The sequence below is a fragment of the Pseudomonas sp. CFII68 genome (genome assembly GCF_000416195.1).
Lineage (GTDB): Bacteria > Pseudomonadota > Gammaproteobacteria > Pseudomonadales > Pseudomonadaceae > Aquipseudomonas > Aquipseudomonas kilonensis.
Window position 1 is genome coordinate 73,062 of the sequence record NZ_ATLN01000082.1, and the last position, 19,947, is coordinate 93,008.

Genomic DNA, 19,947 nt, shown 5'->3' on the forward strand with positions numbered 1-19,947 from the left:
AGGCTTGCGAGAAAATTATTCATGAAGAAGCTGTGTTTGCTGGGCCTGTTTGTCAGTCTGGCCAGTCAATCCGTATTAGCCGACAACCTGCCAGCCCCCATAGAGAACAAGGACGCCTTCATCAGCAACCTGATGAAGCAGATGACCCTCGACGAGAAGATCGGCCAATTGCGCCTGATCAGCATCGGCCCGGAAATGCCCCGGGAGATGATTCGCAAGGAAATCGCCGCCGGCAACATCGGTGGCACGTTCAACTCCATCACCCGCGATGAAAACCGTCCGATGCAGGACGCGGCCATGCGCAGCCGGTTGAAGATCCCGATGTTCTTCGCCTATGACGTGATCCACGGCCACCGCACGATTTTCCCGATCCCCCTGGCCCTGGCCTCGAGCTGGGACATGGACGCGATCTACCACTCCGGCCGCATCGCGGCCAAGGAAGCGGCCGCCGACAGCCTGGACATCACCTTTGCGCCGATGGTCGACATTTCCCGCGACCCGCGCTGGGGCCGCACCTCCGAAGGTTTCGGCGAGGACACCTACCTGGTGTCGCGCATCGCCGGGGTGATGGTCAAGGCGTTCCAGGGCAACGGCGCCAACGCGGCCGACAGCATCATGGCCAGCGTCAAGCACTTCGCCCTGTACGGCGCGGTGGAAGGCGGCCGGGACTACAACACCGTGGACATGAGTCCGCTGAAAATGTACCAGGACTACCTGCCACCCTACCGCGCCGCCATCGACGCGGGTGCCGGTGGGGTGATGGTCGCGCTGAACTCCATCAACGGCGTGCCGGCGACCGCCAACACCTGGCTGATGAACGACCTGCTGCGCAAGGAATGGGGTTTCAAGGGCCTGGCGGTCAGTGACCACGGCGCCATTTTCGAACTGATCAAGCACGGCGTCGCCAAGGACGGTCGCGAAGCGGCGAAACTGGCGATCAAGGCCGGTATCGACATGAGCATGAACGACTCGCTCTATGGCAAGGAACTGCCAGGGTTGCTCAAGGCCGGCGAAATCGAGCAGAGCGACATCGACAACGCGGTGCGCGAAGTGCTCGCGGCGAAATATGACATGGGCCTGTTCAAGGACCCGTACCTGCGCATCGGCAAGGCCGAGGACGACCCGGCCGACACCTACGCCGAAAGCCGCATGCACCGCTCCGACGCCCGTGACGTGGCGCGCCGCAGCCTGGTCCTGCTGGAAAACCGCAACCAGACCCTGCCCCTGAAGAAGACGGCGAAAATCGCCCTGGTCGGCCCGCTGGCCAAGGCACCGATCGACATGATGGGCAGTTGGGCCGCGGCCGGGCGGCCTGCGCAATCGGTCACCCTGTTCGACGGCATGACCCGTGCCCTGGGCACTGACTCGAAGCTGATCTACGCCCGTGGCGCCAACATCACCGGCGACAAGAAGGTGCTCGACTACCTGAACTTCCTCAACTTCGATGCCCCGGAAGTGGTAGACGACCCGCGCCCGGCCCAGGTGCTGATCGACGAAGCAGTGAAAGCCGCCAAGGATGCCGATGTGGTGGTGGCCGCCGTGGGTGAATCCCGTGGCATGTCCCATGAATCGTCGAGCCGTACCGACCTGAACATCCCGGCCAGCCAACGCGAGCTGATCAAGGCCCTGAAAGCCACCGGCAAGCCGCTGGTGCTGGTGCTGATGAATGGCCGCCCGCTGGCGTTGCTGGATGAGAAGCAGCAGGCCGATGCGATCCTGGAAACCTGGTTCAGCGGCACCGAAGGCGGCAACGCCATCGCTGATGTGCTGTTCGGCGACTACAACCCGTCGGGCAAGCTGCCAATCACCTTCCCACGCTCGGTGGGGCAGATTCCGACCTACTACAACCACCTGAGCATCGGCCGGCCATTCACGCCAGGCAAGCCGGGCAACTACACCTCGCAGTACTTCGATGACACCACCGGCCCGCTCTATCCGTTCGGCTACGGCTTGAGCTACACCGAGTTCAGCCTGTCGGACATGGCCCTGTCGTCGACCACGCTGAACAAGACCGGCAAGCTCGATGCCAGCGTGACACTGGAAAACACCGGCAAGCGTGACGGTGAAACCGTGGTGCAGCTGTACATCCAGGACGTGACCGGCTCGATCATTCGCCCGGTGAAGGAACTGAAGAACTTCCGCAAAGTGATGCTCAAGGCCGGCGAGAAGAAAGTCATCCACTTCACCATCACCGAAGACGACCTGAAGTTCTTCAATGCCCAACTCAAGTACGCGGCGGAACCGGGCAAGTTCAACGTGCAGATCGGCCTGGACTCCCAGGAAGTGAAGCAGCAGAGTTTTGAGTTGCTCTGATCCAACAACATGCATGACCCTGTGGGAGCGGGCTTGCTCGCGAAGGCGGTGTATCAGTCAGCAATTGAGTCGGCTGACACACCGCCTTCGCGAGCAAGCCCGCTCCCACATGGGGTTCCATGTGTTTTCAAGGATTGCGCTTAACCTCGCCGATCCAGCAAGTTCACCACCACCCGATCCACCAACCCCCACAGCCGCTGCTTGAAGCGCTTCCACAACGGTCGGCGCTGCCAGGCGTCGAGGCTGACTTGCAGGCTCTGGCTGAAGTCCCGCTCGAAACTGGCCGCCACTGCACTGCTGAGCCTGGAATCCAGGGCTTCGAGGTTGGCTTCCAGGTTGAAGCGCAGGTTCCAGTGATCGAAGTTGCAGGAGCCGATGCTGACCCAGTCGTCCACCAGCACCATCTTCAGGTGCAGAAAACACGGCTGGTATTCGAAAATCTGCACGCCGGCCTTGAGCAATCGTGGGTAATAACGGTGCCCGGCGTAGCGCACGGACGGGTGATCGGTGCGCGGACCGGTCAGCAGCAGGCGCACATCGATGCCGCGGGCGGCGGCCTTGCGCAAGGAACGACGCACGTTCCAGGTCGGCAAAAAATACGGTGTCGCCATCCAGATGCGTTTCTGGCCGCTGTTCAAGGCCCGCGACAGCGACTGCAGGATGTCGCGATGCTGGCGGGCGTCGGCATACGCCACCCGGCCCATGCCCTCGCCCACTGGCGGTACCCGCGGCAGGCGCGGCAAGCCGAAGTTGGACGCCGGTTTCCAGGCTCGCCGATGACGGTTGGCGAGCCACTGGCGGTCGAACAGCAATTGCCAGTCGAGCACCAGCGGGCCGACGATTTCCACCATCACTTCGTGCCACTCACTGCGGTCGTCGAGGGGGTTCCAGAATTCATCGGTCACCCCGGTGCCGCCGACCACGGCCAAGCGTTGATCCACCAACAACAGCTTGCGGTGATCCCGGTAAAGGTTGCGCACCCAGCGGCGCCAGCTCAGGCGATTGTAGAAACGCAACTCCACCCCGGCCTCGATCAGACGCTTGCGCAGGGCCAGGGTAAACGCCAGGCTGCCGTAGTCATCGAACAGGCACCGCACGCGAACGCCACGCTCGGCGGCCTGCACCAGCGCCTGGACCATCGCCTCGGCGCATGTGCCCGCCTCCACCAGATAGAGTTCCAGCTCGACCTGTTCCCGGGCACGGGCGATTTCCACCAGCATGCGTGGGAAGAACTGCGGGCCATCGATCAACAGCTCGAAGCGATTGCCTTCACGCCAGGGAAATACCGGGCCGCTCATGTCAGCGCGCCGTGAAGATCAGCACCGCATTCACCGGCACCGAGAGGCTGATGGCCGACAACCCGGCCAGGTTTCGCAGCTTTTCCAGCCCCGGCGCCAGATCGAAATCGGCCGCGTTGAGCACCACCGGTTCCAAGGTCACCACTTGGAAGCGGCGTTCATCCAGGCGCGTCGCCAGCAGTTCGACGGGGTATTCATGTTGTTTGCCGTGCAGGTTCACCGTCAGCGGCAGACGCAACTCCAACTGCGCGCCGTTGGCCAGGTCCTGGATCGGCGCCAGGTCGATTTTTGCGGTGACAGTGGCTTCGGCAAATTGCTGGATCTCGAACAGCTCGGCGCGCATGCGCTCATCGCGCAAGGGAATGCCGCTGTTGATGGACTCCAGCTCCACCTCCAGGCGCGCCAAGCCCTCGGGCTGGACTTGACCGTGCAGCACCAGGAACCGCTGGACCTCGGAGACGTTGCCGTTTTTGCTGCTGATGAACGACAGCCGCGACGATTCGCTATCCAGGTACCAGTCGGCCTGGGCCGGCAGCGCTGCGCAGGCCAGCAGCAAGCTGGCGGCGTGAGGGAAAAACCGCTTGAACATACACACTCGGGGGGCAGATAAACCTGTGGCGAACCTTAACCGGGCCGAGGGCGCTTGCAAACTGTCTGTTGCAACAACGATCAGGAATACAGAGAACCTGAGGTGAAGGGTTTTATCTGTGGGAGCAAGGCTTCCTGGGGTGAAGGGGTTTATCTGTGGGAGCAAGGCTTGCCCGCGATGGCGGCCTCAAGGATGCCATCGCGGGCAAGCCTTGCTCCCACAGGCCTTGTTGCCAACGGTTAGTTCAGGGCTCCAACCGACACCCCTGCCGCTCACCCACCCATTGCGCACTGTTGCTACGCCCCAACCCGCTGACGGTGACGCGTTTGGCTTCAGGCGCATCGAAAAAATCATCGGTGGGCACTGACTGCTTCACATAACCCCGGCAATACTCGACCGGTTGTTGCATTACATAGCGGCACGAGCAGTATTCCTTGGCGGTGTAGGCGCTGATGATGTCGGGGAAGGCCCGCAATGCCACCCGCTCCAGCCAGACCCAACTGAACAGGGCGATGAACAGCATCGACAACAGGCTGAGCAACACTCTGCGCTTCATGGCTGCACCGTCCCGGCGAACGCCGCCATGGCGCGCTTGAGCAATTCGTTATGGCGATAGCTGCCGTCGCGGTCGTCGCCGTAGCGCACGATCACCAGTTTGGCGCTGGGAATGATGTACAGCGCCTGGCCCCAATGGCCCAACGCGGCAAAGGTATCCGGCGGCGCATCGGGCCAGGGGTGGATCGCCGGATCGGCGGCTCGGTTGAGCCACCAATGCCCGCCAGGCACGGCTTCGTCCTGGCCGGCCTGGAAGTGGGCAAAAGGCTGGCGATTGAACGCGACCCAGGCCTTGGGGAGCAGTTGCCGTCCGCCCCAGCGGCCGTCCCGTTGCAGCAACAACCCGACACGTGCCAAATCCCGCGCGGTGAGATAGGCATAGGACGATCCCACGAACGTACCGCTGGCGTCGGTTTCCCAGATGGCGTGGCGGATGCCCAGGGGGTCGAACAAAGCCGTCCAAGGGTAGTCGGGGTAGCGCGCCGGGCCGACGACGGTTTTCAAGACCGCCGCCAGCAAGTTGCTGTCACCGCTGGAATAACGGAACGCCTGCCCCGGCGGGCTGAAGCTTTCATGCTGCGCAGTGAACGCCGCCATGTCATGACGCCCACGGGTATAGAGCATCGCCACCACCGAAGAGTTGAGCGGCGCGTATTCGTAGTCTTCCTGCCAATCCAGGCCTGAGGCCCAGTGGAAAAGATCGGCCAGGGTCAGGCCCGGGTGTCGGCTCAGTGGCGGGTAATACTTGGCGGCCGGGTCTTGCAGGCCAAACAGCTTTTCACCGTAGGCCACGCCGAACACCGTCGCCAGCAGGCTTTTGCTGATGGACCAGGTCAGGTGCGGGGTCTCGGCGGTCGTCGGCCCGGCGTAGCGTTCGTAGACCAGCCGACCGTCCTGGATCACCAGCAGCGCATCGGTGCGGATGCCCTCGCGGCTCGCATCGTCCCGGGGTGGGAAGGCGTATTGTTCCAAGGCTTCGATGGCCGGCCCGCTCGGGGTCGGGCCACTTGGCCATTGCTCGCCGGGCCAGTCTTCGGCGTGGGCGCTCAGGCTGAGCAACAGCAGCGGGATCAGGAACCAACCTTTGGACATGCTCGGGGCTCGCAGGGTTGAACCTTCAGAGCCTATTCAGACTTGATGACAATTTCGAGGCTTGTGTCGACAGTCCCGACGCCATCGCGGGCAAGCCTTGCTCCCACAGGTGCAATGCCTAATGACAGTCTGCCGTAGACCTGTGGGAGCAAGGCTTGCACCACAGGCTCAGTGCCAAATGACAGTCTGCTGTAGACCTGTGGGAGCAAGGCTTGCACCACAGGCTCAGTGCCTAATGACAGTCTGCCGTAGACCTGTGGGAGCAAGGCTTGCCCGCGATGGGGCCCGTCAACCCAATGAAGCTCCCAACGCCTTGGCCAGCCGCTTGGCCCGCGCCCCCGCTCCAATCTCCATCACGCCTTTATCCCGCGCCCACATCTCGCGCCACGCCGCAGGCCCCGCTGCCAGGGCAACGTTGAGTTCGCCGTCGAGCCCCTGGAACTGAGCGAACAACCCGCCCAGCAGCACGTGCCCGGCCGCACTGGAAGGGTTATGCCGACTCACCTGCGCGCAGCCGGCGAGCAACGCCAGCAGGCGCAATTGCAACGCCTGGGGCCAGGCACATTCCTGCCCGACGCCATACAACCAGGCGGTCATCGCGCTGAGCACATAAAGGTCTTCCAGGGTGCGGAACGGTTTGACGTAGGCGTCCCAACCGTCGCCTGCCAGCAACTCGCATAACGCACCATCGAGCAGGACGCGGCCATGGCTGATGTCCGGCATCAGGGCAATGGCGGGCAGTTTTTCCAGGGTCACGCCGGGCTCGCCCGCATAGGCCACTGCCAGGTTCAGCCGTGGCGTTTCACCGGGTGCTTCGCAGCGAGCGGCAATCAGCAGCCACTCGGCGGCATCGCCGGCGGTGACGAAATCCTTGCGTCCGCTCAGGCGCAAGTCGTCGAGGCGGGTTTGCATGTCCGCTGGGCGCAGGCTGCGCTTTTCGGTGGCACACAAGGCACCGAGGCTCTGCGGCGCGCTGGGCCACAGCACCCGCAACGCCGCCTGGTACCCCACCAGGAACGCCAGGCCCGGCGTGGCCATCAAGCGTGCCCCGGTCACGGCCAGTTCGAACGGCGTTACCGGCCCCAGGCGTTGCAGCAGCGCTGAATAACCTTCGGCCAGGTCCGGATGGGCGGGCAGGCGCTCGCCGCGCTCGATCAGGGTGTGCCAGGGCATGGGGGGCTCCTTGAGGGCTGTCACATAAGCATCACCAAAGCTTCATGGCGATGACACCGGGGCTACATAGCCTGACTTTGCACAACATGGCTGCATAAAGAAAGTCGACAGGCTGCAACTGAACAGCCCGCACGGAGATTCGCTATGACCCAGATCGCCCGCATCAGCGACACCGGCAATGAACGCCGCCTGCAAGCCGAACGCCTGATCGGCGCCCAAGCCTTGCAAGAAGCACAGGCCCTGCGTTTCAACGTCTTCAGCGGCGAATTCAACGCCAAGCTCAAGGGCGCGGAAATGGGTCTGGACATGGATGACTATGATGTTCACTGCGCCCACATCGGCGTACGCGACCTGAACACCGGCCGCCTCGTGGCGACCACTCGCCTGCTCGATCACCAGGCCGCCAGCAGCCTGGGCCGGTTCTACAGCGAAGAAGAATTCAGCCTCCACGGCCTGGTCCATCTCAAGGGCCCGATCCTGGAAATCGGCCGTACCTGCGTCGACCCGGCCTACCGCAACGGCGGCACCATCGCGGTGCTCTGGGGCGAACTCGCCGAAGTCCTGAACGAAGGTGGCTACAGCTACCTGATGGGCTGCGCGAGCATTCCGATGCAGGATGGCGGTATCCAGGCCCAGGCGATCATGCAGCGCCTGCGCGAACGCTACCTGTGCACCGAACACCTGCAAGCCGTGCCGAAAAAACCCTTGCCGACCCTGGACGTGCCGTCCAACGTCATCGCCGAAATGCCACCGCTGCTCAAGGCCTACATGCGCCTGGGCGCGAAGATTTGCGGCGAGCCGTGCTGGGACGAGGATTTCCAGGTGGCCGACGTGTTCATCCTGCTCAAGCGCGACGAGCTCTGCCCGCGCTACGCCCGCCACTTCAAGGCAGCGGTGTAATGAGTCGGTTGCGGGTGTACGCGCGTATCGCGCGAGTGTTGCTGGTGGTGACACTGGGCCTGAGCATGGCCAGCGTCTTCGGTCTGTTCGAACGCCTGGGGATCGCCAACTCGATGGTCCGTCGCCAGCGCTGGTCGCGGTTCTTCATGGCACGGCTGAGCCATGCCCTGCCCTTTTCCGTCACCGTCCACGGTCAACTGCCGCAACGGCCGATGCTGTGGGTCAGCAACCATGTGTCCTGGACCGACATCCCGTTGCTGGGCATGCTCACGCCGCTGTCGTTCCTGTCCAAGGCCGAAGTGCGCACCTGGCCGGTCGCCGGCTGGCTGGCAGCCAAGGCCGGCAGCCTGTTTATCCGGCGCGGTTCGGGTGACAGCCAATTGATCCGCAAGCAGATGAGCCGCCATCTGGAACAGGCCCATTCGCTGTTGATGTTCCCCGAAGGGACCACCACCGATGGCCAGACCTTGCGCACCTTCCACGGTCGCCTGCTGTCAGCGGCCATCGACGCCGATGTCGCGTTGCAGCCGGTGGCGATCCGTTACCTGCGCAACGGTGAACCGGATTCACTGGCACCGTTCATTGGCGATGATGATTTGCTCTCGCACCTGATGCGCTTGTTTGCCAATGATCGGGGTGAGGTGGAAATCCATCTGCTGGAACCGATTGCCTGCCACGGCCAGGAACGCGCGGCACTGGCCTTCCAGGCGCAGCAGGCGGTGCACAAGGCGTTGTTTGGGGCACTTCCAGAGAAACAGCAAGCGCCGGTGCGGCCTGCGGCGATTGCGGCCTGATCCGATCCCAGCGACCCCTGTGGAGATCCCTTGTGGGAGCGAGCCTGCTCGCGATAGCAGTTTGTCAGTCAGCTGATTCTTGACTGCCAGGCCCTCATCGCGAGCAGGCTCGCTCCCACATTTGATCTTCAGTGACCACAAGATTCAGCTTCCAACATCACTCCTGCGGTGTGACTTGGTTTTGAGCAAAATCCTGCAGCTGTGGATAGAACAACCGAAAATCTTCGCTCAACGGCTCATAGAGCCTGATCAACTCCGGCATCGCCCCAGCCAATTCCTCCGGCCGGGACAGGCGGCGGGAAATGCCGCGCAGCACCTGCCCCAGCACCTCGAACTCCTGATAAGACCCCAGCCAGTCATCCGCCGCCATATGCGGTGCGATGTGCGCCAGGCGTCCCGGTAGCTGCGGCTCGGTGCTGAGCACCTGATAAACCCGGGAGGTGAAATCCAGCAGCGGCCCTTCGCCGTACAACGTCCAGTCCCGGGCCAGGCAGTGGTCGAAAAACACGTCGAGCACGATTCCGGCATAGCGCCGTCGCACCGTGGAAAAGCGCGACAGGGCGATGTCCACCAGGGGATGACGGTCGGTGTACATGTCAATGCGCCGATGCAGGGCGATCGCCGCTTCGATCCGTGGGTCGTAGAGCCCTTGCAGCGGTCCCTTGACGAAGTCGCCGTAGAGGCTGCCGAGTAGTTGTTCCCGGCCGGGGCCGCCGAGGTGCAGGTGCGCGAGATAATTCATGGCCCGCAGCTTAGCACCCCCAGGCCAATATCGTTATAACCCGATATAGCGATTTATGCGGCATTCAGATCAAATCCATATTGGTATATCGCGAAGTAACGATTTAAGGTTCGCCTCATCGCGATATAGCGTTTTACTCACCCCCGAGCCTGCCACCCATGACCCTCGACCTCGACGAAATAATAAAAGCCCTGGCGCACCCCGTACGGCGAGACATCCTCAACTGGCTCAAAGACCCCAAGGTCCAGTTCCCGGAACAGTTGCACAACCACGAGTTCGGCATTTGCGCCGGACAGATCGACCAGCGTTGCGGCCTGTCGCAATCCACGGTGTCTGCGCACTTGGCGGTGTTGCAACGGGCGGGGCTGATCACCAGCCAGAAGGTCGGTCAATGGCACTTCTTCAAACGCAACGAGGACGTGATCCAGCAGTTCCTCAAGCAAATGAGCCAAGAGCTCTGACCTGACAAGGATCCATCATGCCCCTCTCACTCCTGATCCTGGCCCTGAGCGCCTTCGCCATCGGCACCACCGAGTTCGTCATCATGGGCCTGTTGCCCGACGTGGCGGCCGACTTGGGCGTGTCGATTCCTGGCGCCGGCTGGCTGGTGACCGGCTACGCCCTGGGCGTGGCCATCGGTGCGCCGTTCATGGCCCTGGCCACCGCCCGGCTGCCGCGCAAGGCCGCCCTGGTGGCGTTGATGGGGATTTTCATCGTCGGCAACCTGCTCTGCGCCATTGCCAGCGACTACAACGTGCTGATGTTTGCCCGGGTCGTCACGGCCCTGTGCCACGGCGCGTTCTTCGGTATCGGTTCGGTGGTGGCCGCCGGTCTGGTGGCGCCCAACAAGCGCGCTTCGGCCGTGGCCCTGATGTTCACCGGCCTGACCCTGGCCAACGTGCTCGGCGTACCGCTGGGCACCGCACTGGGCCAGGAAGCCGGCTGGCGTTCGACCTTCTGGGCCGTGACTGTCATTGGCGTAATTGCGCTGATCGGGCTGATTCGCTTCCTGCCGGCCAAGCGCGATGAAGAAAAACTCGACATGCGTTCGGAGCTGGTGGCGCTCAAGGGTGCTGGCCTGTGGCTGTCCCTGAGCATGACCGCGCTGTTCTCCGCCTCGGTGTTCACCCTGTTCACCTACGTCGCCCCGCTGTTGGGTGAAGTGACCGGCGTGTCGCCCCGTGGCGTGACCTGGACCCTGGTGCTGATCGGCCTGGGCCTGACCCTGGGCAACATCATCGGCGGCAAGCTGGCGGACAAGAGCCTGGCGAACACGCTGATGGGCGTCTTCCTCACCATGGCCGTGGTGTCCACCGTACTGAGCTGGACCAGCGTGGCGCTGATCCCCAGCGAAATCACCCTGTTCCTCTGGGCCACCGCCTGCTTCGCCGCCGTGCCGGCCCTGCAAGTCAACGTGGTGACCTTCGGCAAAGACGCGCCCAACCTGGTCTCCACCCTGAATATCGGCGCCTTCAACATCGGCAACGCCCTGGGCGCCTGGGTCGGTGGCAGTGTCATCGACCATGGCCTGGGCCTGACCTCCGTGCCCCTGGCCGCCGGCGCGCTGGCCGTGCTGGCGCTGCTGGTCACCCTCATCACTTTCCGTCAGGGCGGCAATGCCGACCTGGCCCCGGCAACTCACTGACTTTTAATCCTTCCACTTTCGAGGTTTGTATTTCATGGCGACTATTTTCGACCCCATCAAACTCGGCGACATCGAGTTGAAGAACCGCATCATCATGGCCCCGCTCACCCGCTGCCGCGCCGACGCAGGTCGCGTGCCCAACGCGCTGATGGCCGAGTACTACGTGCAACGCGCCTCCGCCGGCCTGATCCTCAGCGAAGCAACCTCGGTCACACCGATGGGCGTGGGCTATCCAGACACCCCGGGCATCTGGTCCAACGATCAGGTGCGCGGCTGGTCCAACGTCACCAAGGCGATCCACGGCGCTGGCGGCAAGATCTTCCTGCAACTGTGGCACGTGGGCCGGATCTCCCACCCGTCGTACCTGAACGGCGAAACGCCGGTGGCGCCCAGCGCGATCCAGCCCAAAGGCCACGTGAGCCTGGTGCGTCCGCTGGCCGACTACCCGACCCCACGCGCACTGGAAACCGCTGAAATCGCCGACATCGTCGACGCCTACCGCGTCGGTGCCGAGAATGCCAAGGCCGCCGGTTTCGACGGCGTGGAAATCCACGGCGCCAACGGCTACCTGCTCGACCAGTTCCTGCAAAGCAGCACCAACCAGCGTACCGACAGCTACGGCGGTTCCCTGGAAAACCGTGCCCGCCTGCTGCTGGAAGTGACCGACGCAGCCATCGAAGTCTGGGGCGCCGGCCGGGTTGGCGTGCACCTGGCGCCACGCGCCGACTCCCACGACATGGGTGACGAGAACCGCCTGGAAACCTTCAGCTACGTGGCTCGCGAGCTGGGCAAGCGTGGCATCGCCTTCATCTGCTCCCGTGAGAAGGAAGGCGATGACAGCATCGGCCCGCAACTCAAGCAGGCTTTCGGCGGCCCGTACATCGCCAATGAACGCTTCACCAAGGACAGCGCCAATGCCTGGCTGGCCGAGGGCAAGGCCGATGCCGTGGCCTTCGGAGTGCCGTTCATTGCCAACCCGGACCTGCCGGCACGCTTGCAAGCCGATGCACCGTTGAACGAAGCGCATCCGGAGACCTTCTATGGCAAGGGTCCGGTGGGCTATATCGATTACCCCGTACTCTAAGTCGTAAAAAACAAAAGCCCTGCCTCGAAAGAGTCAGGGCTTTTTTATGTGCGCTAAATATCCAGTCAAACATCCAAACTTCTAAAAGCCGTTCAACCCTTCCTATTATCGCCAGCAACAAGACAACACGTCTTGCTTGCAGTCACTCTCTTTGAAAAGGATTTCAAATGAACGCCTCCCCTGAAAACAGTCAACAGACCAACAATGGAATTTATGAACTCATCGCCTCTCAATTCAGTTGGGCACCGTTGGCCGTGTTGTACCAATACCTCAAGTCACTCGATACGCAAGAATACATGCCGATGCTCACGGCACTGCTAGAGAAAGCGAACCTGAACGACAAGGTCAACGAGCAGGTTCAAGCCTGGGAACAGGAGCGCATCAACCCAAACCGCACCCGTCTCATCGTAAAGTTAATCAATCATACCGATTTGGATTTTGAAGTCGGTGAACACAACTTGCCGTTGAATGCGGACGAGCAACACCCCACACTGATTCTTCCCTGGGATATCCAAACCTGGAAGTTCGACCTCGCTTATACCCGACGCCTGGGCAGTCCCAGTAGGGAGATATTCAAACACTGCATTGTGTTCGGCGATAAAGCGTTTGGCTTTCGCTTTGACTTCGGTTTGCGCGTCAATACATCCTTCGGTGTTATTTCACCGACGCTGACACCCGTCCGGACCCACATACTGACTTCTATTGGAACAAGCCCGATCCAATGCACGACTCGAATCACCCGCACAGCAAGTGAAGAGCCCTATGGTTTTACTGTGGAACTCACGCTGAGCTAAACCATTCGGCCTCGCCAGGGCAGTCTGGCGGGGCATCGGCCGATCCGGTCGGATGAACCTGCCGAGCGGATTCTTCCTGCACATTCACCCGCGCGAAACAAATTTCCTACAAAATTCGCCGCCTATTGCCTATCAACCGCGCCAGTGTCGGTTTATAAAAGCACCCTTACGCGGATGTATCGACACAAACCGACGCAATTACGCATTTTGTTTCATTTGCGCAGGCTGGGGCTCAAGTGCAGCATGTCCAGCCCGATCTCCACCCAGCGCTCGGCCTCACCCGCCAGGGCGAAGCTGTCGGGGGCCAGTAGCCATTGGTACAAGATGCCGTCGATGTAGGCATGAATGGCAACTGCCGCCCTTTCGGGGTCCAGATCATCCGGCAACTGGCCGCGTTTCATCGCATTGCGCAACGACAGGGCGATGCGCACATTGCAGTCGAGGCTGACCTCGCGTCGCTGCTGGCGCAAATCGCACATTTCATCGGTGAATTCACACTTATGGAACAGAATCTCATTAATGCGCCGGGTTTTCGGGTCCAGGGCCACTTGCTGGAACAACCGGACCAACAGTTTGCGAATACAGCCCAGCGGGTCAAGCTCCTCCTCATTTTCACTGGCACGGGCCAACTCATCGAGCGGCTCGTGGAGGGTATCGAGCATGGCCTGGAGCAGGTCCGCCTTGTTGCTGAAATGCCAATAGATGGCGCCGCGCGTCACTCCGGCCAGTGTCGCGATGTCGGCCAGGGTCGTACGCGCCACGCCTCGCTCGAAAAACGCCTTTTCGGCGGCTTCGAGTATCTGGCTGCGAGTCTCCTGGGCTTCCTCTTTGGTACGACGGACCATGGCAGTAAACACCTCAATCAGGATGCGTCAGCAACGCGACAGCAACGCGTCAGCAATGCGTAAGAATCAACGGAACAAAATATGAGGCGACGTCTCTTGGAACGCGTCCCCGATCTACGCTCGCCTTTGTCAGGCTTGTGTAAAGCCGGATATTACGCAATTTGGCTGTTTACAAACAACCATGTACGTAAGTATATTTCTTAGCATCCTACTAATTGAATTAATGCGCCTTTTTACCTTTCCACCTTTCGAGTGCGCCCGTTGCGCGCCTGGACCCGAGGATTTCCATGCAATTCAAGCCAGCTGTTACTGCCCTGGTTACTGCCATCGCCCTGGCATCGCTGCTCAGCGGATGCAAAAAGGAAGAGGCTGCACCTGCTCCTCCGCCTCCTCAGGTCGGCGTCGTAACCCTCAAGACCCAGCCTTTCACCCTGACGTCGGAGCTTCCGGGGCGCACCAGCGCGTTCCGCGTCGCCGAAGTACGTCCGCAGGTCAACGGCATCATTCTCAAGCGCCTGTTCAAGGAAGGCGCCGACGTCAAGGCCGGCCAGCAGCTGTACCAGATCGACCCGGCCGTCTATGAAGCGACCCTCAAGAGCGCCGAGGCCAACCTGCGGTCCACCAAATCGATTGCCGACCGCTACAAGCAACTGGTGGATGAACAGGCGGTGAGCCGTCAGGAATACGACACCGCCGTGGCCAATCGACTGGAGTCGGAAGCCAACCTGCAGACCGCCCAGATCAACGTGCGCTACACCAAGGTCTACGCGCCGATTTCCGGTCGCATCGGTCGTTCCTCGGTCACCGAAGGTGCGCTGGTGAGCAACGGCCAGACCGACGCCCTGGCGACCATCCAGCAACTGGACCCGATCTATGTCGACGTGACGCAGAGTTCGGTCGAGCTGCTGCAACTGCGCCGTGAGCTGGAAAGCGGCCGCCTGCAAAAGGCTGGCGATAACGCCGCCATGGTCAAGCTGACCCTGGAAGACGGCAGCCAATACCCACACGAAGGCAAGTTGGAGTTCTCCGAAGTGTCGGTCGACCAGACCACCGGTTCGGTGACCTTGCGCGCCGTGTTCCCCAACCCTGACCACACCCTGCTGCCGGGTATGTTCGTCCACGCACAATTGCAGGCCGGCGTGAACAGCGCGGCGATCCTGGCACCGCAGCAAGGCGTGACCCGCGACCTCAAGGGTGCGCCGACCGCCCTGGTCGTTGGCCCCGACAACAAGGTCGAACTGCGTCAGCTCAAGGCCAGCCGCACCGTTGGCAGCCAATGGCTGATCGAAGACGGGCTCAAGGCCGGCGATCGCGTGATCACCGAAGGGTTGCAGTTCGTACGCCCTGGCGTGGAAGTCAAAGCCACCGAAGCCACTAACGTCGATACCAAGAACCCGGCCCCCGCACAGACAGCTGATAAAGCCGCCGGCGGCAAAGGGGAGTAAACCATGTCGAAATTTTTTATCGACCGTCCGATTTTCGCCTGGGTGATCGCCCTGGTGATCATGCTGGTCGGGGCTCTATCGATCCTCAAGTTGCCGATCAACCAGTACCCGAGCATTGCACCGCCGGCCATTGCGATCCAGGTGACCTACCCGGGCGCATCCGCGCAAACCGTGCAGGACACCGTGGTGCAGGTGATCGAGCAGCAGCTCAACGGCATCGACAACCTGCGTTATGTATCGTCGGAAAGTAACTCCGACGGCAGCATGACCATCACGGCCACCTTCGAGCAAGGCACCAACTCCGATACCGCGCAGGTCCAGGTCCAGAACAAGCTGAACCTGGCCACCCCGCTGCTGCCGCAAGAAGTGCAGCAACAGGGCATCCGCGTGACCAAGTCAGTGAGAAACTTCCTGATGGTGATCGGCGTGGTGTCGCGCGACGGCAGCATGACCCGGGAAGACCTGTCCAACTACATCGTGTCCAACATGCAGGACCCGATCTCGCGCACCGCGGGTGTTGGTGACTTCCAAGTCTTCGGCGCCCAATACGCGATGCGGGTCTGGCTCGACCCGGCCAAGCTGAACAATTTCAACCTGACCCCGGTGGATGTGAGCACGGCGATTACCGCGCAGAACGTCCAGATCGCTTCCGGCCAGCTCGGCGGCCTGCCGGCCATGCCCGGCCAGCAACTGAACGCCACTATTATCGGCAAGACCCGCTTGCAGACCGCCGAGCAGTTCAAGGCAATCCTGCTCAAGGTCAACCCGGACGGCTCGCAAGTGCGTGTCGGCGACGTGGCCGATGTGGCCCTGGGTGGTGAGAACTACAGCATCAACGCTCAGTTCAACGGTGCCCCGGCTTCTGGCCTGGCGGTGCGACTGGCGACTGGCGCCAATGCCCTCGACACGGCCAAGGCCCTGCGCCAGACCGTGGAAAATCTCAAGCCGTTCTTCCCGCAAGGCCTGGAAGTGGTGTTCCCCTACGACACCACCCCGGTGGTGAGCGAATCGATCAAGGGTGTGGTTGAAACCCTGGTCGAGGCGGTTGTACTGGTGTTCCTGGTGATGTTCCTGTTCTTGCAGAACTTCCGCGCCACCATCATCACCACGATGACCGTACCCGTGGTACTGCTCGGCACCTTCGGCATCCTCGCGGCGTTCGGCTTCAGCATCAACACCCTGACCATGTTCGGCATGGTGCTGGCCATCGGCTTGCTGGTGGACGATGCCATCGTCGTGGTGGAAAACGTCGAACGGGTGATGAGCGAAGAAGGCCTGTCGCCCAAGGAAGCCACCAAGAAATCCATGGGCCAGATACAGGGCGCCCTGGTGGGTATCGCCCTGGTGCTCTCGGCTGTATTGCTGCCGATGGCGTTCTTCGGCGGCTCCACCGGTGTGATCTACAAGCAGTTCTCCATCACCATCGTCTCGGCCATGGCCCTGTCGGTCCTGGTGGCCCTGATTTTCACCCCGGCCCTGTGCGCCACCATGCTCAAACCAATCCCCAAGGGTGAGCACGGTACGCCGAAACGCGGCTTCTTCGGTTGGTTCAACCGCACCTTCGACCGTGGCGTCAGGAGCTACGAACGCGGCGTGGGCAATATGCTCAAGCACAAGGCCCCGTACCTGCTGGCCTACATCATCATCGTGGTTGGCATGGTCTGGCTGTTCACCCGCATCCCGACGGCGTTCCTGCCGGAAGAAGACCAGGGCGTACTGTTTGCCCAGGTGCAGACACCGGCCGGTTCCAGCGCCGAGCGTACCCAGGTGGTGGTGGACAAGATGCGTGAGTTCCTGCTGCGTCCGAGCAAGGACGGCGGCGAAGGCGATGGCGTGGCCTCGGTGTTCACCGTGACCGGCTTCAACTTTGCCGGTCGTGGCCAGAGCTCCGGCCTGGCGTTCATCATGCTCAAGCCGTGGGAAGAGCGTAACGCGGATAACACCGTGTTCAAGATCGCCGGCCGCGCCCAGCAACACTTCTTCACCTTCCGCGACGCGATGGTGTTCGCCTTCGCCCCGCCAGCGGTGATGGAACTGGGTAACGCCACCGGTTTCGACGTGTTCCTGCAGGATCGCGCTGGCATCGGTCACGACAAGCTGATGGAAGCCCGCAACCAGTTCCTGGGCATGGCGGCCCAGAGCAAGATATTGGCTCAGGTGCGTCCAAACGGCCTGAACGATGAACCGCAATACCAGCTGGAAATCGATGACGAGAAGGCCAGTGCCCTGGGCATTACCCTCACGGAGATCAACAACACCCTGTCGATTGCCTTGGGCAGTAGCTATGTGAACGACTTCATCGACCGCGGTCGGGTGAAACGGGTGTACGTCCAGGGCCAGCCGAACGCACGCATGAGCCCCGAAGACCTGCAGAAGTGGTACGTGCGCAACAGCGCCGGGACCATGGTGCCGTTCACGGCGTTCGCCAAGGGTGAGTGGGTCTACGGCTCGCCGAAACTGGCTCGTTACAACGGCGTGGAAGCGATGGAAATCCTCGGCACCCCGGCGCCTGGCTATTCCACCGGTGAAGCCATGGCCGAAGTCGAAGCCATCGCCAAGAAGCTGCCGGCCGGTGTTGGTATTTCCTGGACGGGCCTGTCCTACGAGGAACGTCTATCGGGCTCCCAGGCGCCAGCGTTGTACGCCTTGTCGCTGCTGATGGTGTTCCTGTGCCTGGCAGCGCTGTATGAAAGCTGGTCGATTCCGATCGCGGTCATGCTCGTGGTGCCGCTGGGGATCATCGGTGCCCTGATGGCGACCAGCCTGCGCGGCCTGTCCAACGACGTGTACTTCCAGGTGGGCTTGCTGACCACCATCGGCCTGGCGGCGAAAAACGCCATTCTGATCGTGGAGTTCGCCAAGGAACTCCACGAACAGGGCCGAACCCTGGTGGAAGCCGCCGTTGAAGCCTGTAGGATGCGTCTGCGGCCGATCATCATGACGTCCCTGGCGTTCGTCCTCGGCGTGGTCCCGCTGGCGATCTCCACAGGCGCCGGTTCAGGCAGCCAGCACGCCATCGGTACCGGTGTGATCGGCGGTATGTTGACCGCGACCATCCTGGCGATTTTCTGGGTGCCATTGTTCTTCGTGACCGTGTCGTCGATAGGCCGTCGCAGAAATACCGACGAGCACGACACTCCTGAAACTTCCAAAGAGGCTGGCCAATGAGCAAGTCGCTACTCTCCCTGACCATCGCCGCCGTCGTGCTCAGCGGTTGCTCGCTGATCCCCGACTATCAGCGGCCCGACGCACCGGTCGCGGCGCAATACCCACAAGGGCCGGCCTACGAGGCGGCCAACGCGCCCGGCCAGGCCGCCGCCGAGCAAGGCTGGAAGCAATTTTTCCATGACCCGGCGTTGCAACAGCTGATCCAGGTCGCCTTGGAAAACAACCGCGACCTGCGTGTCGCGGCGCTGAACATCGATGCCTATGCTGCGCAATATCGTATCCAGCGCGCGGACCTGTTCCCGGCGGTCTCGGCCACCGGCTCCGGCAGCCGCCAGCGGGTACCGGCACGGGCTTCGCAAACCGGTGAAGCGGCGATCAGCAGTTCCTACTCGGCGACCTTGGGCATCAGCGCCTATGAACTGGACCTGTTCGGTCGGGTTCGCAGCCTGAGCGAGCAAGCGTTGCAAAGCTACTTCGCCACCGAAGAAGCCCGGCGCAGCACCCAGATCAGCCTGGTGGCCAACGTCGCCAATGCCTACCTGACCTGGCAAGCCGACAAGGAACTGCTCAAGCTGACCCAGGAAACCCTCGGGGCCTACGAGCAAAGCTTCAAGCTGACCTCGCGCAGCGCCGAAGTCGGCGTGGCCTCGGCCCTGGACCTGAGCCAGGCGCGCACCGCCGTGGAAAACGCCCGTGTGCAACTGGCCCGGTACACCCGCCAGGTCGCCCAGGACGAAAACAGCCTGACCCTGCTGCTGGGCACCGGCCTGCCGGCCAACCTGAACTCGCAACCGTTGAGCGATGACCTGCTCAGCGAAATGCCGGCCGGGCTGCCGTCGGACCTGCTGCAGCGTCGTCCGGACATCCTCCAGGCCGAACGCAACCTGCTGGCTGCCAACGCCAACATCGGCGCCGCACGGGCCGCGTTCTTCCCGAGCATCAGCCTGACGGCCAACGCCGGCACCCTGAGCCCGGACCTGTCCGGCCTGTTCAAGGGTGGTTCGGGCACCTGGACCTTCGCGCCGCAAATCAACCTGCCGATCTTCAACGCCGGTAGCCTGCGCGCGAGCCTGGACTACGCCAAGATCCAGAAAGACATCAACGTCGCGCAGTACGAGAAGTCGATTCAGACGGCGTTCCAGGAAGTCTCCGACGGCCTGGCCGCGCGTCAGACCTACAACGAACAGTTGCAGGCCCAGACCGACTTCGTCGCCGCCAACCAGGACTACTACCGCCTGGCCGAGCGTCGCTACCGCATCGGCGTCGACAGCAACCTGACCTTCCTCGACGCCCAACGCCAGTTGTTCAGCGCGCAACAATCGCTGATCACTGACCGTCTTGCGCAACTGACCAGTGAGGTCAATTTGTACAAGGCTCTGGGCGGTGGTTGGAATGCCGAAACGGGCAAGAACGAACCGGTGAAAGAAGAAGCGCCGAAGATGAAATTGTTCTGATTTGATGCCTGAGTGTTGAAACACGAAGCCCACCGGAAGGTGGGCTTTTTGTTTGT

17 protein-coding genes are annotated in these 19,947 nt (G+C 62.0%); 10 read left to right on the forward strand and 7 right to left on the reverse strand.

What is annotated here, in order from left to right; translation table 11 throughout:
* The first annotated feature begins 21 nt into the window (after nucleotides 1-21).
* The gene (bglX, locus tag CFII68_RS13955) at nucleotides 22-2,313 is read left to right on the forward strand and encodes a beta-glucosidase BglX (RefSeq protein ID WP_018607008.1); all 2,292 of its coding nucleotides are present in this window, start codon (nucleotides 22-24) and stop codon (nucleotides 2,311-2,313) included.
* Between the two features lie 140 nt (nucleotides 2,314-2,453).
* On the opposite strand, the gene CFII68_RS13950 is transcribed toward bglX, so the two are convergent.
* From CFII68_RS13950 to CFII68_RS13930, 5 genes are all read right to left on the reverse strand, one after another.
* A complete protein-coding gene (locus tag CFII68_RS13950) occupies nucleotides 2,454-3,611 on the reverse strand; it encodes a phosphatidylserine/phosphatidylglycerophosphate/cardiolipin synthase family protein (RefSeq protein ID WP_018607010.1) in 1,158 nt (385 codons plus the stop codon).
* Nucleotide 3,612: 1 nt separating this feature from the next.
* On the reverse strand, nucleotides 3,613-4,200 hold the full coding sequence (locus tag CFII68_RS13945) for a YceI family protein (RefSeq protein ID WP_018607012.1): 588 nt from the start codon (nucleotides 4,198-4,200) through the stop codon (nucleotides 3,613-3,615).
* A gap of 244 nt (nucleotides 4,201-4,444) precedes the next feature.
* Entirely contained in the window at nucleotides 4,445-4,756 is a 312-nt protein-coding gene (locus CFII68_RS13940; protein WP_018607013.1) for a hypothetical protein, read from the reverse strand.
* Complete coding sequence (locus tag CFII68_RS13935; RefSeq protein WP_018607015.1) at nucleotides 4,753-5,847, reverse strand: serine hydrolase; 1,095 nt, start codon at nucleotides 5,845-5,847, stop codon at nucleotides 4,753-4,755. The genes CFII68_RS13940 and CFII68_RS13935 overlap by 4 nt, the downstream gene beginning before the upstream one ends.
* Before the next feature lie 288 nt (nucleotides 5,848-6,135).
* Complete coding sequence (locus CFII68_RS13930; protein WP_018607017.1) at nucleotides 6,136-7,020, reverse strand: hypothetical protein; 885 nt, start codon at nucleotides 7,018-7,020, stop codon at nucleotides 6,136-6,138.
* 144 nt (nucleotides 7,021-7,164) lie between these two features.
* On the opposite strand from CFII68_RS13930, the gene olsB reads away from it, so the two are divergent.
* Both olsB and CFII68_RS13920 read left to right on the forward strand, forming a co-directional pair.
* A complete protein-coding gene (olsB, locus tag CFII68_RS13925) occupies nucleotides 7,165-7,920 on the forward strand; it encodes an L-ornithine N(alpha)-acyltransferase (RefSeq protein ID WP_003198679.1) in 756 nt (251 codons plus the stop codon).
* Nucleotides 7,920-8,714 (forward strand): lysophospholipid acyltransferase family protein, encoded by a 795-nt coding sequence (locus CFII68_RS13920; protein WP_018607020.1) that lies wholly within the window; start codon nucleotides 7,920-7,922, stop codon nucleotides 8,712-8,714. The genes olsB and CFII68_RS13920 overlap by 1 nt, the downstream gene beginning before the upstream one ends.
* 157 nt (nucleotides 8,715-8,871) lie before the next feature.
* Here CFII68_RS13920 and CFII68_RS13915 read toward each other — a convergent pair whose 3' ends face one another.
* The gene (locus tag CFII68_RS13915; RefSeq protein WP_018607022.1) at nucleotides 8,872-9,456 is read right to left on the reverse strand and encodes an ACP phosphodiesterase; all 585 of its coding nucleotides are present in this window, start codon (nucleotides 9,454-9,456) and stop codon (nucleotides 8,872-8,874) included.
* Between the two features lie 158 nt (nucleotides 9,457-9,614).
* Here CFII68_RS13915 and CFII68_RS13910 point away from each other — a divergent pair, with 158 nt between their 5' ends.
* The 4 genes from CFII68_RS13910 (at nucleotide 9,615) to CFII68_RS13895 (ending at nucleotide 12,979) form a co-directional block, all read left to right on the forward strand.
* On the forward strand, nucleotides 9,615-9,917 hold the full coding sequence (locus CFII68_RS13910; protein ID WP_014336977.1) for a helix-turn-helix transcriptional regulator: 303 nt from the start codon (nucleotides 9,615-9,617) through the stop codon (nucleotides 9,915-9,917).
* 17 nt (nucleotides 9,918-9,934) lie between these two features.
* Nucleotides 9,935-11,101 carry an MFS transporter gene (locus tag CFII68_RS13905; protein WP_018607025.1) on the forward strand — a complete coding sequence of 389 codons (1,167 nt, stop codon included), beginning with the start codon at nucleotides 9,935-9,937 and terminating at the stop codon, nucleotides 11,099-11,101.
* A 34-nt stretch (nucleotides 11,102-11,135) separates the two neighbouring features.
* Complete coding sequence (locus CFII68_RS13900) at nucleotides 11,136-12,185, forward strand: alkene reductase (RefSeq protein WP_018607027.1); 1,050 nt, start codon at nucleotides 11,136-11,138, stop codon at nucleotides 12,183-12,185.
* Between the two features lie 167 nt (nucleotides 12,186-12,352).
* Nucleotides 12,353-12,979, forward strand: coding sequence for a hypothetical protein (locus tag CFII68_RS13895; RefSeq protein ID WP_018607030.1), 627 nt, complete (start codon nucleotides 12,353-12,355; stop codon nucleotides 12,977-12,979).
* Nucleotides 12,980-13,191: 212 nt separating this feature from the next.
* Here the strand turns inward: CFII68_RS13895 and CFII68_RS13890 are convergent, their stop codons facing one another.
* Complete coding sequence (locus CFII68_RS13890) at nucleotides 13,192-13,824, reverse strand: TetR family transcriptional regulator (RefSeq protein ID WP_018607032.1); 633 nt, start codon at nucleotides 13,822-13,824, stop codon at nucleotides 13,192-13,194.
* Nucleotides 13,825-14,111: 287 nt separating this feature from the next.
* Here CFII68_RS13890 and CFII68_RS13885 point away from each other — a divergent pair, with 287 nt between their 5' ends.
* Genes CFII68_RS13885 through adeC form a run of 3 tightly spaced genes read left to right on the forward strand, consistent with a single transcriptional unit; the run spans nucleotide 14,112 to nucleotide 19,891 of the window.
* On the forward strand, nucleotides 14,112-15,269 hold the full coding sequence (locus CFII68_RS13885) for an efflux RND transporter periplasmic adaptor subunit (RefSeq protein WP_018607033.1): 1,158 nt from the start codon (nucleotides 14,112-14,114) through the stop codon (nucleotides 15,267-15,269).
* Between the two features lie 3 nt (nucleotides 15,270-15,272).
* Nucleotides 15,273-18,437, forward strand: coding sequence for an efflux RND transporter permease subunit EmhB (gene emhB, locus CFII68_RS13880; RefSeq protein ID WP_018607035.1), 3,165 nt, complete (start codon nucleotides 15,273-15,275; stop codon nucleotides 18,435-18,437).
* Nucleotides 18,434-19,891 carry an AdeC/AdeK/OprM family multidrug efflux complex outer membrane factor gene (gene adeC, locus CFII68_RS13875; RefSeq protein ID WP_018607038.1) on the forward strand — a complete coding sequence of 486 codons (1,458 nt, stop codon included), beginning with the start codon at nucleotides 18,434-18,436 and terminating at the stop codon, nucleotides 19,889-19,891. Before emhB ends, adeC begins: the two co-directional genes overlap by 4 nt.
* Nucleotides 19,892-19,947: the final 56 nt, after the last annotated feature.

Excerpts from the sequence above, each read along its gene's own strand:
- CFII68_RS13920 (WP_018607020.1), top strand. The coding sequence starts at position 7,920 with ATGAGTCGGTTGCGGGTGTACGCGCGTATCGCGCGAGTGTTGCTGGTG.
- CFII68_RS13895 (WP_018607030.1), top strand. The coding sequence starts at position 12,353 with ATGAACGCCTCCCCTGAAAACAGTCAACAGACCAACAATGGAATTTAT.
- olsB (WP_003198679.1), top strand. The coding sequence starts at position 7,165 with ATGACCCAGATCGCCCGCATCAGCGACACCGGCAATGAACGCCGCCTG.
- bglX (WP_018607008.1), top strand. The coding sequence starts at position 22 with ATGAAGAAGCTGTGTTTGCTGGGCCTGTTTGTCAGTCTGGCCAGTCAA.
- CFII68_RS13940 (WP_018607013.1), bottom strand. The coding sequence starts at position 4,756 with ATGAAGCGCAGAGTGTTGCTCAGCCTGTTGTCGATGCTGTTCATCGCC.
- CFII68_RS13910 (WP_014336977.1), top strand. The coding sequence starts at position 9,615 with ATGACCCTCGACCTCGACGAAATAATAAAAGCCCTGGCGCACCCCGTA.
- emhB (WP_018607035.1), top strand. The coding sequence starts at position 15,273 with ATGTCGAAATTTTTTATCGACCGTCCGATTTTCGCCTGGGTGATCGCC.
- CFII68_RS13945 (WP_018607012.1), bottom strand. The coding sequence starts at position 4,200 with ATGTTCAAGCGGTTTTTCCCTCACGCCGCCAGCTTGCTGCTGGCCTGC.
- CFII68_RS13890 (WP_018607032.1), bottom strand. The coding sequence starts at position 13,824 with ATGGTCCGTCGTACCAAAGAGGAAGCCCAGGAGACTCGCAGCCAGATA.
- CFII68_RS13950 (WP_018607010.1), bottom strand. The coding sequence starts at position 3,611 with ATGAGCGGCCCGGTATTTCCCTGGCGTGAAGGCAATCGCTTCGAGCTG.
- adeC (WP_018607038.1), top strand. The coding sequence starts at position 18,434 with ATGAGCAAGTCGCTACTCTCCCTGACCATCGCCGCCGTCGTGCTCAGC.
- CFII68_RS13930 (WP_018607017.1), bottom strand. The coding sequence starts at position 7,020 with ATGCCCTGGCACACCCTGATCGAGCGCGGCGAGCGCCTGCCCGCCCAT.
- CFII68_RS13900 (WP_018607027.1), top strand. The coding sequence starts at position 11,136 with ATGGCGACTATTTTCGACCCCATCAAACTCGGCGACATCGAGTTGAAG.
- CFII68_RS13915 (WP_018607022.1), bottom strand. The coding sequence starts at position 9,456 with ATGAATTATCTCGCGCACCTGCACCTCGGCGGCCCCGGCCGGGAACAA.
- CFII68_RS13885 (WP_018607033.1), top strand. The coding sequence starts at position 14,112 with ATGCAATTCAAGCCAGCTGTTACTGCCCTGGTTACTGCCATCGCCCTG.
- CFII68_RS13935 (WP_018607015.1), bottom strand. The coding sequence starts at position 5,847 with ATGTCCAAAGGTTGGTTCCTGATCCCGCTGCTGTTGCTCAGCCTGAGC.
- CFII68_RS13905 (WP_018607025.1), top strand. The coding sequence starts at position 9,935 with ATGCCCCTCTCACTCCTGATCCTGGCCCTGAGCGCCTTCGCCATCGGC.